General features: G+C 74.2%; 15 protein-coding genes. 8 read left to right on the forward strand and 7 right to left on the reverse strand.

Annotation, left to right across the window (positions count from 1 at the left end; genetic code table 11):
- Window positions 1-96: 96 nt before the first annotated feature.
- On the forward strand, window positions 97-672 hold the full coding sequence (locus HNR61_RS24470) for a TerD family protein (protein WP_067823760.1): 576 nt from the start codon (window positions 97-99) through the stop codon (window positions 670-672).
- Window positions 673-762: 90 nt separating this feature from the next.
- Here HNR61_RS24470 and HNR61_RS24475 read toward each other — a convergent pair whose 3' ends face one another.
- A complete protein-coding gene (locus tag HNR61_RS24475; protein WP_312898070.1) occupies window positions 763-1194 on the reverse strand; it encodes a RidA family protein in 432 nt (143 codons plus the stop codon).
- 86 nt (window positions 1195-1280) lie between these two features.
- On the opposite strand from HNR61_RS24475, the gene HNR61_RS24480 reads away from it, so the two are divergent.
- The 3 genes from HNR61_RS24480 (at window position 1281) to HNR61_RS24490 (ending at window position 4042) form a co-directional block, all read left to right on the forward strand.
- Window positions 1281-2063, forward strand: a complete 783-nt coding sequence (locus HNR61_RS24480) for an HAD-IIA family hydrolase (RefSeq protein WP_067823832.1) — start codon at window positions 1281-1283, stop codon at window positions 2061-2063.
- Between the two features lie 260 nt (window positions 2064-2323).
- Window positions 2324-3169 carry a DUF3152 domain-containing protein gene (locus HNR61_RS24485; protein WP_312898071.1) on the forward strand — a complete coding sequence of 282 codons (846 nt, stop codon included), beginning with the start codon at window positions 2324-2326 and terminating at the stop codon, window positions 3167-3169.
- Window positions 3170-3250: 81 nt separating this feature from the next.
- Window positions 3251-4042, forward strand: coding sequence for an IMPACT family protein (locus tag HNR61_RS24490; protein WP_312898072.1), 792 nt, complete (start codon window positions 3251-3253; stop codon window positions 4040-4042).
- A 40-nt stretch (window positions 4043-4082) separates the two neighbouring features.
- On the opposite strand, the gene HNR61_RS24495 is transcribed toward HNR61_RS24490, so the two are convergent.
- From HNR61_RS24495 to HNR61_RS49380, 4 genes are all read right to left on the reverse strand, one after another.
- Complete coding sequence (locus HNR61_RS24495; RefSeq protein WP_182845506.1) at window positions 4083-4955, reverse strand: methylated-DNA--[protein]-cysteine S-methyltransferase; 873 nt, start codon at window positions 4953-4955, stop codon at window positions 4083-4085.
- The gene (locus tag HNR61_RS24500) at window positions 4952-5683 is read right to left on the reverse strand and encodes an RNA polymerase sigma factor (RefSeq protein WP_312898073.1); all 732 of its coding nucleotides are present in this window, start codon (window positions 5681-5683) and stop codon (window positions 4952-4954) included. Before HNR61_RS24500 ends, HNR61_RS24495 begins: the two co-directional genes overlap by 4 nt.
- An 85-nt stretch (window positions 5684-5768) precedes the next feature.
- Window positions 5769-6434, reverse strand: coding sequence for a response regulator (locus HNR61_RS24505; protein WP_182845507.1), 666 nt, complete (start codon window positions 6432-6434; stop codon window positions 5769-5771).
- Window positions 6431-7840, reverse strand: coding sequence for a sensor histidine kinase (locus HNR61_RS49380; RefSeq protein WP_312898074.1), 1410 nt, complete (start codon window positions 7838-7840; stop codon window positions 6431-6433). The genes HNR61_RS24505 and HNR61_RS49380 overlap by 4 nt, the downstream gene beginning before the upstream one ends.
- Window positions 7841-8017: 177 nt before the next feature.
- Between HNR61_RS49380 and HNR61_RS24515 the strand changes: the two genes are divergently transcribed.
- Together HNR61_RS24515 and HNR61_RS24520 are read left to right on the forward strand one after the other, a co-directional pair.
- Window positions 8018-9844 (forward strand): sensor histidine kinase, encoded by a 1827-nt coding sequence (locus tag HNR61_RS24515; protein ID WP_182845508.1) that lies wholly within the window; start codon window positions 8018-8020, stop codon window positions 9842-9844.
- Window positions 9845-9918: 74 nt separating this feature from the next.
- Entirely contained in the window at window positions 9919-10581 is a 663-nt protein-coding gene (locus HNR61_RS24520; RefSeq protein ID WP_182845509.1) for a response regulator, read from the forward strand.
- Window positions 10582-10689: 108 nt separating this feature from the next.
- On the opposite strand, the gene HNR61_RS46925 is transcribed toward HNR61_RS24520, so the two are convergent.
- On the reverse strand, window positions 10690-11589 hold the full coding sequence (locus tag HNR61_RS46925) for a phosphatase PAP2 family protein (protein ID WP_220509728.1): 900 nt from the start codon (window positions 11587-11589) through the stop codon (window positions 10690-10692).
- A gap of 90 nt (window positions 11590-11679) precedes the next feature.
- A complete protein-coding gene (locus HNR61_RS24530) occupies window positions 11680-12384 on the reverse strand; it encodes a DedA family protein (RefSeq protein WP_182845510.1) in 705 nt (234 codons plus the stop codon).
- 237 nt (window positions 12385-12621) lie between these two features.
- On the opposite strand from HNR61_RS24530, the gene HNR61_RS24535 reads away from it, so the two are divergent.
- Both HNR61_RS24535 and HNR61_RS24540 read left to right on the forward strand, forming a co-directional pair.
- Window positions 12622-13167, forward strand: coding sequence for a DUF1707 SHOCT-like domain-containing protein (locus HNR61_RS24535; RefSeq protein ID WP_220509729.1), 546 nt, complete (start codon window positions 12622-12624; stop codon window positions 13165-13167).
- Between the two features lie 129 nt (window positions 13168-13296).
- Complete coding sequence (locus tag HNR61_RS24540; RefSeq protein ID WP_220509730.1) at window positions 13297-13911, forward strand: HAD family hydrolase; 615 nt, start codon at window positions 13297-13299, stop codon at window positions 13909-13911.
- Window positions 13912-13919 lie beyond the last annotated feature (8 nt).

Raw genomic sequence — 13919 nt, forward strand, 5'->3', positions numbered from 1 at the left:
GATCGGGTGGGGGAACCGGCGCGAAGTGACTACCGTTCTCGTTACAGACCGTGTGGGCGGCAGGCGTCCGCGCGGAGCCGATACGGAGGTAGGACAGTGGGAGTCAGTCTGAGCAAGGGCGGCAACGTCTCTCTGACCAAGGAGGCTCCCGGACTGACCGCGGTCGTGGTGGGTCTGGGCTGGGACGTGCGCACCACCACCGGCACCGACTTCGACCTGGACGCCAGCGCGCTGCTGGTGGGCGCCGACAACAGGGTGCTGTCGGACCAGCACTTCGTGTTCTTCAACAACCTCAAGAGCCCCGACGGCTCGGTGGAGCACACCGGTGACAACCTCACCGGTGAGGGCGAGGGTGACGACGAGCAGATCAAGGTGAACCTGCAGGGCGTTCCCGCCGAGGTCACCAAGATCGTTTTCCCGGTGTCGATCTACGACGCCGACGGTCGCGGCCAGAACTTCGGCCAGGTCCGCAACGCCTTCATCCGGGTGGTCAACCAGGCCGGCAACGGGGAGATCGCCCGTTACGACCTGTCGGAGGACGCCTCCACCGAGACCGCCATGGTGTTCGGTGAGCTGTACCGCAACGGTCCGGAGTGGAAGTTCCGCGCGGTCGGCCAGGGCTACGCCTCCGGCCTGTCCGGGATCGCCGCCGACTTCGGGGTGAACGTCTGACCCGACGCGTGACGGCGTAAGGCCCCGGCGGTCACCGCCGGGGCCTTTTGCCGTCCTGATGCCGTGCCGGGATGCCGTGCCGGGTCCTCGCTAGCCGTCGTTGCGGGGGACGACGGCCCAGGCCTCGATCTCGGCGAGGAAGGCGTCGTTGACCAGGCCCGACACCTCCACCAGGGTGCTGGCGGGGGTGACGCCCGCGGGCAGGTGGCGGTCGCGCACCTCCCGCAGGGTCGCGACCTGACCGATGTCGCGCAGGAAGAACCCGAGCCTGACGACGTGGTGCCAGGTGGCGTCCGCGGCCTTGAGGGCGGCCGACAGGTTGGTGAAGATCTGGTCCAGCTGGGCGCGCAGGTCGCCCTCGCCGACCAGGGCGCCGTCGGCGTCCACCGGGACCTGGCCGCTGATGACGACCAGACGGCCGGGGACATCGACCGACACCGCGTGGCTGTAGCCGGGGCCGGCGGCCAGGTCCGGCGGGTCGATCTGGCGGATGTCGGTTCCGTTACGCAGATGATCACTCACGGGGCCACATTAGCGCTGGCCACGCGGCGGACGGTAGGGCGGGGCGACGGCCGCCGGTGGGGGTGGATGCTGCGACAATGGCGCACATGAGCGAACGCAAGCCGATCGAGTCGTGGCTGTCGGACATGGACGGGGTGCTGGTGCACGAGGGGCAGGCGATCCCCGGCGCGGACGAGTTCGTGCGGCGGTTGGCGGAGTCGGGACGGCCGTTCCTCATCCTGACCAACAACTCGATCTACACCCGGCGGGACCTGTCGGCGCGGCTGGCGACGCTGGGGCTGCGGGTGCCGCCGGAGGCGATCTGGACCTCGGCGCTGGCGACCGCGCGGTTCCTGGCCGACCAGCGGCCCGAGGGATCGGCGTATGTGATCGGCGAGGCGGGACTGACCACGGCGCTGCACGAGGCCGGGTACGTGCTGACCGACCTGGAGCCGGACTATGTGGTGCTGGGCGAGACCCGCACCTACAGCTTCTCGCAGATCACCAAGGCGGTCCGGCTGATCGAGAACGGGGCGCGGTTCATCGCCACCAACCCCGACCCGATCGGGCCGTCGCTGGAGGGGTCGCTGCCGGCGACCGGCGCGGTCGCCGCGATGATCACCAAGGCGACCGGGGTGGAGCCCTACTTCGTCGGCAAGCCCAACCCGCTGATGATGCGCAGCGCCCTGAACGCGGTCGGCGGGCACTCGGAGTCCACCGCGATGATCGGTGACCGGATGGACACCGACGTGGTGGCGGGCGTGGAGGCGGGGCTGGAGACGATCCTGGTGCTCAGCGGCGTGACCCGCAAGGAGGAGGTGGAGCGGTTCCCGTTCCGGCCCTCCCACGTGGTGAACTCGATCGCCGACGTCATCCCCATGATCGGCTGAACCCGCCGACGGCGTTTCGCCGTGGAACGCGCCATACCCGTCCCGGCCCCGTCTGGACGCGCCCGAAGTGGCCGTTGATGCGTGTGTGACGCACGGGGCGCGTTAGGATCTGCGGGTTTGCTGATCGGGTAGCGGCGGGACGTGGCGGGGGCACGGCCACAGGACGCCGGGGTGCGCGGCCTCGTCGGGGGCGGGCGTGCGCCCGGGTCCGTCCGCCGCTGCCGGCGCGCCGATGTGCTCGGCCCCGTGCGGCGCCTGACGTGACCGGAGCAGCGGTGCACAACCTCAAGGAACCCCTGGCTCCCGCGCGCCCGCGGCGCCCGCGCCGCGGCCGGGGGGTGTGGCTGGCGGCGGCCGGGGCCGTGGTGCTGGTGGCGGGCGGCGGGGGCGTCGCGGTGATGGTCCTGGGCGACCACGGCAGCGCCGGTGAGAAACGGCCCGATCCGGCGCCGCCGTCGTCGACGTCGGGGGGCACGGGCGGCCGCACGGCGGTGCGCACCGCGCCGCCCACGCCGTCCTCGCCGCGCGGGCCGGTCGTCAACGGGCGGCGCCAGCCGCCGCGGGTGGCGGTGCCGGTGTCGGGCCGCGGCCGGTACGCGGTGGTGCCGGGCACCGCCCCGGCGCCCGCCGGGTCCAGGGGGGCCGTGGTGCGGTACGCGGTGGAGGTGGAGCGGGGGCTGCCGTTCCGGGGCGAGGAGTTCGCCGCGCAGGTCCACCGGGTGCTCAACGACCGGCGTAGCTGGGGGCAGGGCGGGCGGATGCGGTTCGTGCGGGTGGCGGGCGGGCCGGTGCGGTTCCGGGTGGCGTTGACCAGCCCGGCGATGACCGACCGGCTGTGCCTGCCGCTGCGGACCGGCGGGCAGCTGTCGTGCGGGCAGAACGGCCGCGCGGTGATCAACGCGCGGCGGTGGGGTCAGGGCGCGGCCTCCTACGGCCGGGACCTGGCGACCTACCGCGAATACGTGATCAACCACGAGGTCGGCCACCTGCTGGGCCACGGGCACCAGAACTGCCCGGGGCCGGGACGGCGGGCCCCGGTGATGGTGCAGCAGACCAAGTCGCTGTACGGGTGCCGGCCCAACCCCTGGCCGTTCCCCAAGGGCTGACCCTAAGGCCGGCTCTCAAGGCTGAACGAGGCCGCCGTCGCTCTTGGGGCCGGGCTTGAACCCACCCGCGTGGGTGGGCGCATGGCTTGGCGACGCGGGGAGATCCTCGCGTTCGCCGGTGCGCGCGGTGACGCCGGACGGCTCTACGGACCCGCGGGCGGGCTGCCGCGCCCTGGCCCGGTGCCGTGTTCGGTGGCGTTCGGCCCGGCCCGGCGGGCTCGGGCGGCGGGCCGTACACTCGGGCTGGTCATGCGAATGATCAAGCAGTCGGGCTCCCACGAGCTGGAGATCCGCAGGTCCCGTTTCGTGTGCACGCTGGCCCGGGTCGGCACCGAGGCCGAGGCGGTGGGGTTCCTGGCGGCGCACCGGCGGGCGCACCGGGACGCCACCCACAACTGCACCGCCTATGTGGTGGGCGAGCACGGGGAGATCACCAAGAGCAACGACGACGGGGAACCGGCCGGGACGGCGGGCATCCCGATGCTGGAGGTGCTGGTCCGGCGGGAGCTGACCGGCGTCGCGGCGGTGGTGACGCGGTACTTCGGCGGGGTGAAGCTGGGCGCGGGCGGGCTGGTGCGCGCCTACGGGCAGGCGGTCGCCGAGACCGTCGAGGCGGTCGGTGTGGTGGAGCTGCGGCCGGTGGTGACGGTGACGGTGCGGGTCGACCACGGGCTGGCCGGGCGTTTCCTGGGCGACCTGCACGGGCGCGGCACCCAGCCGGGCGAGGTGCGCTACGGGGCCGGGGTCGAGGCCGATGTGGCGGTGCCGGTGCCGGAGCTGGCGGGGTTCGAGGCGTGGGTGGCCGAGGTGACGGCCGGGCGCGCCGAGGTGGAGCGCGGCGCGCCCGGGTATGTGGAGGTCCCCGTCCCCTGACCGCTGTCGCGTGCCGTACCGGTGTGCGTGGGGCCGCCGGTCATGCGGGGACGGCGGGGCGGCAGTGGCGGCAGGGCCGGTATCCGGCGGCGCGGGCCTCGGCCAGGGTGGCGAAGCCGTGCCGGTGGGCGGGGGTGATGCGCCGGGCGTTGTGGCAGGTGGGGTAGCACACCACGCCGGTGGTGTCGGAGGCCAGGAAGTGGACGCGGTGGCGGGCCAGGTCGGTGACCTCGTCGAGGTTGACGTTCTCGGCGCGCAGCAGGCGGATCTTGGTGTCGGCGCCGAAGATGTACTGGCCGGGGCTGCCGTCGGAGCGGGTGACGCGGTGGCAGGGGATCAGCAGCGGGACGGGGTTGCGGCCCAGGGCCGAGCCGACGGCGCGCACGGCCTTGGGGCGTCCGGCCTGGGCGGCGATCCAGGCGTAGGGGCGGGTCTGGCCGCGGGGGATGGTGGCGGCGGCGCGCAGCACGGCGGTCTCGAAGTCGCTGAGGCCGCGCAGGTCCAGGCGCAGGTCGCCGGGGCGTCCGGCGCGCAGGGCGGGCAGCAGCCCGGCGGGGGGCCGGTCGGCGGGCAGCAGGGGGCGGGCGAAGCGGGCGCGGAAGTCGGCGGTGAAGGCGGCGGTGTCGGTTCCCGGACGCAGGTAGGCCACGCCGTGGTCGGTGAAGGCGATCTGCAGGTGCGTCAGGTCCTCGGCCGGGTCCGGCCCGGCGTCCGGGGCGCCTGGCGCGCGGTGTTCGGCCCCGGCCAGGAAGGGGGCGGGGATGGTGATGCGGCGGGCGACGATGCGGTCCAGCAGGGTGGGCGGGGCGTCGGCGGTCAGGTCGCCCAGCGCGGCGGCGGTCTCGGCCAGCGCGTTGGTTTCGGCCAGCGCGTTGGTCTCGGTCGGGTCGGGTGTGGCGTGGGTGGGTGTCATCGTGGGTCCCCCGGGGTGGTGCTGGGTGCGGTGGTGCCGGATGTGGCGGCGCCGGGTGTGGTGTGGAGTCTGCGGAGCCGGGTCAGGCCACGGGAGATGTGGGATTTGACGGTGCCCTCGGGCAGGTCGAGCACGGTGGCGATCTCGTGGATGGGCAGGTCGCCGACGTGGCGCAGGACGACGGCGGCGCGTTGGGCGGGGGGTAGGTGCTGTAGGAGCGCGGCCAGTTCGCGGCCGGTCTCGCGGTGGGCGACGGTGGTCTCGACGCCCGGGGAGGGGTCGGGGATCTGGTGGGCGGCCGGGTCGGGGGAGTCGTCGGTCCGGGGCCCGGCGAGGGGTGTGGTGCGGGGGCGGCGGGCGGCGGTGCGCAGGCCGTTGCGCCACAGGTTGGTCAGGATGGTCAGCAGCCAGGCGCGGGGGCGCAGGGCGGCGATGCGGTCGGGGTCGTAGCCGCACAGGGCGCGGTAGGCGCGCAGGAACGTCTCGGCGGCCAGGTCCTCGGCTTCCTGGCGGTGGCCGCTCAGGCGCAGGGCGGTGGAGTACACCGCGTTCTGGTAGGCGTCGTACAGGGTGGCGAAGCCGAGGTCGGCGTCCAGGGTCAGGTCGGCGATGACCCGCAGGGCGGTGGGGTCCTGCGCGCCGCCCTGTTCGGTGCCGTGTCCGCCGGTTCTCTCCTCGTCCGGGTCGGTGGCGGATGGGGGGTGGGGTGCCGTCGTGGGTGCCGTCACCTTTCCGGAAACCCCGCGCGGGGAGGCGGGGTTGCGGTACGGCGGTGTGGCGCGGGTCACGTCGGCCTGGGCGGGACGGGGCCGGTCAGCCGAGCCAGCCGGGGCGGATCATGCCGGTCTCGTAGGCCAGGACGACCAGTTGGGCGCGGTCGCGGGCGCCGAGTTTGGCCAGGATGCGGCTGACGTGGGTCTTGGCGGTGGCGGGGCTGAGGACCAGGCGGGCGGCGATCTCCTCGTTGGACAGTCCGGCGGCGACCAGGTGCAGGACCTCGCGTTCGCGGTCGGTGAGGGCGTCGAGTTCGGCGGCCGGGGGCGGGGCGGTGATGCGGGAGGCGAACTCGGCGATCAGGCGGCGGGTGACGGTGGGGGCCAGCAGGGCGTCGCCGCGGGCCACGACGCGGACGCCGTGGATGAGTTCGGGGGGTTCGGTGTCCTTGACCAGGAAGCCGCTGGCTCCGGCCTTGATGGCGCCATAGACGTAGTCGTCCAGGTCGAAGGTGGTGAGGATGACGACCCGGACGCCCGACAGGTGGGGGTCGGCGATGATGCGGCGGGTGGCCTCCAGGCCGTCGAGGACGGGCATGCGGATGTCCATCAGCACCACGTCGGGGCGGTGCTGCCGGGCCTGGTGAACGGCTTGTTCGCCGTTGCCGGCCTCGGCGACGACGGCGATGTCGTCCTCGCCTTCCAGGATGGAGCGGAAGCCCGCCCGCACCAGCGTCTGGTCGTCGGCCAGTGCCACGCGGATCACGTGTGGTGGTCCTTTCCGGGGTCGTGCTCGGGCGGTTCGGTGGAGGGCAGGTCGGGAGCGGCGGGAGCGGCGGGGTCGGTGGGGTCGGTGGGGTCGCTGAGGGGCAGGTGGGCGTGGACGCGGAAGCCGCCGCCGGGGCGGGGTCCGGCGGTGAGGTGGCCGCCGACGGTGGCGGCGCGTTCGGCCATGCCGCGCAGGCCGTTGCCGCGGTCCAGGGCGGCGGGGTCGGTGGGGCCGGTGCCGTCGTCGTCGATCCGCAGGGTGACCGCGTCGCCGGTGTGGTGGACGGTGACGGTGGCGGTGCGGGCCCCGGAGTGCCGTAGGGCGTTGGTGAGGGCTTCCTGGACGATGCGGTAGCCGGCCAGGGCGACCGGCGCGGGCACGGACGCGCCGCTGCCCCTGCCGGTGCCGATGCCGGTGCTGCTATCGGTGCCGGTGTTGTCGTGGGTGTGCAGCTCGACGTGCAGGCCCGCGGCGGTGGTCTGGTCGGCCAGGTCCTGGAGGCGGTCCAGGGTGGGGGCGGGCGTGACCGGTTCGGTGTCGCTCTGGTCGAGCTGGCGCAGGACGCCCAGCACGCCGCGCAGTTCGCGCAGGGTCTGTTTGCTGGCGGCCTTGATGGTGGTCAGGGCCTGGTAGGCGCGTTCGGGGTCGTCGCGGCGGTGCAGGGCGGCGCCGGCCTGCACGTTGATCAGGGAGATCTGGTGGGCCAGCACGTCGTGGAGTTCGCGGGCGATGCGCAGGCGTTCCTCGGTGGCGCGGCGCTGGGCCTGTTCCTCGCGGTCGCGTTCGGCGGCGGCGGCGCGCGCCTCGGCGGCCAGGGCGCGGACGCGGCGGTTGCGCACGTACATGCCGAGGGCGGACAGCAGCAGCAGGGTGGCGGTGAGGAAGGCCACGGCGGGGCCGTCGACCAGGGCGCCGGTGCCGTCGTGCTTGAGGAAGGCGACCAGGGGGATGGCGGCGTTGATGACGATGACGGCGCCGAGGGGGACGGCGGGGCGGCAGTGGACGGCGGCGTTGAACAGCGCGGCGAAGAACACCACGCCCAGCGGCCCGTCGGGGTAGCCCAGCGGGTAGTACAGCGGGACGACCAGGGTCAGCACGACCAGGGTGATCATGGGGTGGCGGCGCCGCACCGCCATGATCAGGGTGCCCAGCAGGATCAGGACGACGCCGCCGGGCCACAGGTCGCGGTCGGTGAGGCGCTGGGCGTTGGCGGAGATGGCCAGCACGACGATGGCGAGCACGACGGCCAGGGCGGCGTCGGCGGCGGCGGTCACGGCGCCCATGCGTCCCCTGCCGGGGCTGCCGGGGCCGTCGGCGGGGGCGCCGGGGGCGGTGCCAGCGGCGGTGCCGGCGGCGTCCGGTTCGCGCAGCCACCGCGTCACCCGGTCCCACAGGGTCGTCACGGCCCCACCGTATCGGAGGAGGCCGGGGGTGACTTTCGTCAGTGCCGACGGTGATCGCGCGCTTGTAGCGTGGCGGGCATGAACGGCCCTGCTCGGCTGCGCGATGGCCTGGTCACCCGGCTTCGCGCGGCGCCTCACGCCCTTTCCCGTACGGTGCGCCCCGGTGGGGCGGGTCCGGTGGATGTGGTGGGGGTGGTGCGCGGGGCGGTGGCGCGGCCCTCGCGCCGCGCGGTGTGGGCCGATGTGCTGCTGGGGTGGGGGTTGGCGGTGCCGGTGGTGGCGGGGACGTTCCTGCCGGTGCGGATGACGGCCGACTGGTGGGCGCAGGCGGCGGGGCTGGCGATGGTGGCGGCCGCGGTGCTGGTGTCGCGGGCGTTCCCGGTGGCGGCACTGCTGCTGGTGTCGATGACGCTGCCGTTGCACGGCAACTTCGTGTTCGCCTTCCCGGTGCTGGCCTACCTGGCGGGGCGGCGCACGCAGGCGGCGCGGCCGGTGCTGTGGATGTTCGTGCTGATCCTGCTGGGCGGCGCGGCGCTGAACCTGGCGCGCGGAGTGAGCGTGACGGTGTGGTTCCCGCTGACGGTGTGGCTGGTGCTGCTGGGGGTGCTGCCGTGGCTGGCGGGCCGGGCCTGGCGGCAGTACCAGCAGCTGGTGTACGCCGGATGGCAGCGGGCCGAGCAGCTGGAGCGCGAGCAGCGCATCGCGGCCGAGCGGGAGCGGTTGCGGGAGCGGGCGCAGATCGCCCAGGAGATGCACGACTCGCTGGGCCACGAACTGGCGTTGATCGCGGTGCGGGCGGGGGCGTTGCAGGTGGCGCCGGAGCTGGAGGAGCGCCACCGGAGGGCGGCGGCCGAGCTGCGGGCGGGCGCGGCGGAGGCGACCGCGCACCTGCGGGAGATCATCGGGGTGTTGCGGGAGGACGCCGCAGCGGCGGAGCCGCAGGAGGACGGGCCGGTGCGTCCGGCGGCCGAGGGCGTGGCGGAGGGGGTCGCCGAGCTGGTGCGGCGGGCCCGGTCCTCGGGGGTGCGGGTCACCCTGGCGGGCGGGCTGGCGGGCGGGCTGGCGGACAGGCCGGCGGGCGCGGCGGTGGCGCCGATGGCGGCGTTGGCGGTGTACCGGGTGGTGCAGGAGGCGATCACCAACGCGGTCAAGCACGCGCCGGGCGCCGCGGTGGCGGTGCGGCTGGACGGCGGGCACGGCGGGCACGACGGGCTGCGGGTGGAGATCGTGAACGGTCCTGCCGCCGGTGAGGGGGCGGTGCTGGCGGGTGGCGGGCACGGGCTGACGGGGCTGGCCGAACGGGTCCGGGTCGCGGGCGGGACGCTGCGGGCGGGACCGACCGGCGACGGCGGGTTCCAGGTGGTGGCCGACCTGCCCGCCACACCACCGCTGCGCCATCCCGACCAGACCTCAGAGCAGACCTCAGAGCAGGCAGCAGAGCAGGCAGCAGAGCAGGCAGCAGAGCAGGCAGCAGAGCAGGCAGCAGAGCAGGCGCCCGCGCGGGTCCCCGACCAAGGCGGCGTAGCCGCCGGGGAGCTGCGGGTGCCGGGAGGGGTGCCGGGCGGGGTGTCGGAGTCGGCGTTGGTGCTGGCGCGGGAGCGGCGGCGGGTGCGCCGCGGCCTGGCCGATGTGATCATGGTTCCGGCGGGGCTGCTGGCGGTGCTGGCCACGGTGATGGTCGGCTACTACGTGCACGCCACGATGAACTCGGTGCTGCGTCCGGCCGACTTCGCGGCGCTGCACGTGGGGCAGGAGCGGGCGCGGGTGCAGCCGGTGCTGCCCGACCGGCAGGTGATGAGCTCCGACGCCGACCGGGTGCGGGCGCCCGAGCCGCCGGGCGCCGAGTGCCGGTACTACCGGCCCGACGCCAACCTGCTGGGGATGGGCATGATCTACCGGTTGTGCTTCACCGGAGACCGGTTGTCGCACAAGGACGCCTTCCACACGGCCGTGGTGGAGACGCCGGGCGACGACCAGGACCGGCGATCGGACGGACCGCGGTGACCGGGGTCGGCGGCGGGGCTGTTGGCGGGGCCGGTGGTGGGGCTGGTGATGGTGAACGTTGGGGAGGGGACGGGATGGTCCGGGTGCTGCTGGCCGACGACGAGGCGATGATCCGGGCGGGGGTGCGGGCGATCCTGGAGTCCGATCCGCGGATCGAGGTGGTCGCCGAGGCCGCCGACGGGCACCAGGCGGTGGAGTCGGTGCTGGCGCACCGGCCCGATGTGGCGTTGCTGGACATCCGGATGCCCCGGCTGGACGGGTTGGCGGCGGCGGCCGAGCTGGGCCGGGTCGCCCCCGGCACCCGGGTGGTCATGCTGACGACGTTCGGGGAGGACGAGTACATCGCCCGCGCGCTGGCCGGTGGGGCCAGCGGCTTCCTGTTGAAGTCGGGGGATCCGCGCGAGCTGCTGGCCGGGGTGCACGCGGTGGCCGGGGGAGCGGCCTATCTGTCGCCGCAGGTGGCCCATCAGGTGATCCGGCGGCTGGACGGGGGCGGGCGGATGGCGCGGGACGCTGCGGCGCGGCGGCGGGTGGCGGCGCTCACCCCGCGGGAGCGGCAGGTGCTGGGGCTGGTGGGCGAGGGCCTGTCCAACGCCGAGATCGCCGAGCGGCTGCGGGTGGTGGAGGGCACGGTGAAGGCCTATGTCAGCGCGATCCTGACGCGGCTGGAGGTCCGCAACCGGGTGCAGGCCGCGATCGTGGCGTACGAGGCCGGGCTGACCCACGGGAAGGACTGATCCGCCTGCGGCCGGCGGGGCCGGGGCGGGGGAAACGTTCGACGGGCCGTGGTCACCGATGTCGGTCGGCGACCACGGCCCGTGGGGTGTGGAGGGAGCGGTGCGGGGTCAGGCGGGTGGGCGGCGGTGCCGTCCTCCGGCCTGGGGGGCGTGTCCGCTCTGCGGGGGGTGGACCGGCTGGGGGTGCTGGCCGGGTTGGGGCGGGGCGGGCCGCTGGGGCGCGGGGATGCCGCCCATGACGTCGGGCATGGTCACCGCGGCCGGGTTGTCGTGGTCGTTCCAGCCGCGCGGCCCCTGACCCGACGGCCCCCGACCGTGCGCCGGCCCGTGCGTCTGGCCGTGCGCTGGCCCGTGTGCCGGTCCGTGGGTCATCGGGCCCGCGCCGGGGCCGGTGGCCGCGACGGCGGCGGGGGCGGGGCCGAGCAGCAGGACCCCGACCGGCATGCGGCGCAGTGTCGTCACCAGCGGCGCGACCAGCCGGACCAGCAGCAGCGCCACCACGGGCGCCACGATCACGCCCAGCAGGTACCCGGCGGCGACGTCGTGGGGGTAGTGGACCCCCACGTACACCCGGGAGAAGGCCATCAGCGCCGCCAGCGGCAGCACCAGCGGCGCCATCGTGCGCCAGGCCACCACGATCGCGGCGGCCGAGGCGGCGGCGATGGTGGAGTGGTTGCTGGGGAACGACCAGTCGCCGTAGGCGGGGCAGGCGGCGATGTTCATCGCGTGCGCGACCGCGCGGCAGGGGCGTTCCTCCTGCAGGAAGCTCTTGGAGATCTCGCTGGTCAGGTAGGCGGTGACCATGCCCACCGGGGCCAGCAGCGCCAGGCCCATCGCCCGCGAGTCGGCGGTGCGGGCCCGCCACCAGCCCGCCACGAACAACGCGGCGAACAACAGCAGCCCCGCATCGGTGCCGACCTCGGCCACCGGATGGGTCCACGACGGCATGCCGTGGGCCCATTCGGTGATGCTGCGGTACCAGTCGGCACTGAAGTCTGGCGCTTGCATACTCTCCCTCACGCTCGGAAACGGCCGTCCCGCCGTCGGGGCCGTTCACCTGTTGGATCCCCGGAGACGGCCGCATCGTTCACTCTATGTTCACGAATTTGTCGAGGATGTCATGTTCGCGGGGGTCAGGGAGGCTTGATCATCTCTCTGGGCGGTTACGCCGGTCTCATCGGCGCTGTCGGTGTCCTGCGCAGCGGCCCGGCGCCGGCGGGCACGCCACCACCGCACGGTCTCCACCACGACCGTCACGCCGATCGCCAGGCCCAGGCCCAGCGCCAGGCCGCGGATCGGGTCGTGTTCGAAGGCCGCGCCGCCCACGTAGCCAAGGACGGTCCCGTACACCGCCCAGCTGATCGCCGCGATCGTGGCGAAGAAGGTGAAGGAGCGGGCCCGGTAGCCGGTCAGGCCCATCGTCATCGTGACCGCGGTGCGGCCGCCGGGCACGTAGCGGGCCACCACCAGGATCAGCCCGCCGCGTTCGGCCAGGGTGGCCTTGGCCCATTCGACCGCGCGGTGCCGCCGGGTTCCGGGCCGCAGCCACCGTCCCAGCCGTCCGCCTCCGGCGCGGCCCATCAGGAAGGAGATGTGGTCGCCGACGAACGCCCCCAGCGCCGCGACCGCGATGACCGCGAACGGGTCGGGCTGTCCCGACACCGCGTACACGCCCGCGGTGATCACCAGGCTTTCGCTGGGCACCACGGGGAAGAACCCGTCGATCGCGGCGACCGCGAACAGCGCCAGATAGAACCAGGGAGAGGCCACGGCCGTTCCCAGAAGATCCAAAAGAGCATCCATGCGCAGGAGCTTAGGAATCAGGGCGGGGTGGGCGCATCGGACTTCGGTCGTGTGGACCCCCTACCTTCGGTAGGGGGTGCCCCCCTCCTCCGAAGGATGTACAGCCGCTTCGTCGCACTGGAGGACGCTGCGACCGCGGCCGCGTGTGATGCTGGAGACGCCGCCGAGCCGATCGCCGATCAGCAGGGCGTCGGTTCCGTTCGGCGGCCGTGGACCGCACGCCAGGAAGAGCCGCCGATGGACCAGCAGCCCGACCCGACCCCGCCGACCGCTCCCGCCGAATCCGCCGACCGGCCTGTCGACCGATCCCTCGACCGGTCCGGTGAGGGGGGCTTGCGGATCCGCGCCTCCGACAGCGACCGCAACGTGGTGATCGAGCGGCTGGGCGACGCCCTGGCCGAGGGCGCGCTGGACACCGCGGAGTACAACCGGCGGCTGGAGGCGGCCACCACCGCCGTCACCCAGGGCGATCTGGCGCCGTTGACCGCCGACCTTCCCGAGTCGCAGGCGGCCCGGCGGAGGGCCGAGGCCGCGCGCCGGGTCGCCCGGGCCGAGGCCGACAAGCGCGAGTGGTTCAACGAGTGGGGCTACTGGGGCGGCGGCGCCCTGATCATGACGGTGATCTGGGGCATCGCCTGCCTGAAGGACGGTGAGCTGCGGTTCTACTGGCCGGTGTGGCCGCTGGGGATCTGGGCGGCGATCCTGGTCTCCTACGCCCTGTGGCCCGAGCGCGACAAGGACGACAGGGACGACAAGAGCGACAAGGGCAGCGGGGCACGGTAGGAACGGCGGAGAACGGCGGGGGCGCTCCGGCCGGTTCGTTCCCGGTCCGGCCGGAGGGGAAATGCGGTCGCGTTGGGACCGTTCCACCAGCACAATGATCGTCTTGTGACGCTTCTGCACGTTTTCGATATGGATGGCACGCTGCTCACCGGGACCACCGCGAGCCTGGAGGTGGCGCGCCGGGTGGGGACGCTGCCGCAGCTGCGCGAGCTGGAGGACCGGTTCGCCGCCGGGACCCTGGACACCCGTGGTTTCTCGGCCGAGCTGCGTCGGCTGTGGGGTGATCTGACCGCCGAGCAGGTCGCCGCCGCCTACCGGGGCGCGGCCTGGATGGCCGGGATCGCCGAGGTGTGCGCCGACATCCGCGCCCGCGGCGAGCACTCGGCCGTCATCACCATGTCCCCGGACTTCTTCGCCCGGCATCTGCTGGAGCTGGGGTTCGACGAGGTGGTGGCCTCCCGTTTCCCGCCGCTGCCCTTCACCGGGCCGCTGGAGCCCGCCGACGTGCTCACTCCCGAGGACAAGGTCCGTCTCACCGACGGTCTGCTGGCCGCGCGCGGCCTGACGCGCGGTGACTGCGTCGCCTATGGCGACTCGATGTCGGACGCCCCGCTGTTTCGCCACCTGTCCCACACCGTCGCCGTCAACGCCGACCACCACCTGGCCGACCTGGCGGCCCTGGACTACCGCGGCACCGACCTGTGGGAGGCCTACCGCCTGGCCCGCACCCTGCTGCCCGCCTGAGGGTCGTC

This window comes from Actinomadura kijaniata (genome assembly GCF_014138665.1).
GTDB lineage: Bacteria > Actinomycetota > Actinomycetes > Streptosporangiales > Streptosporangiaceae > Spirillospora > Spirillospora kijaniata.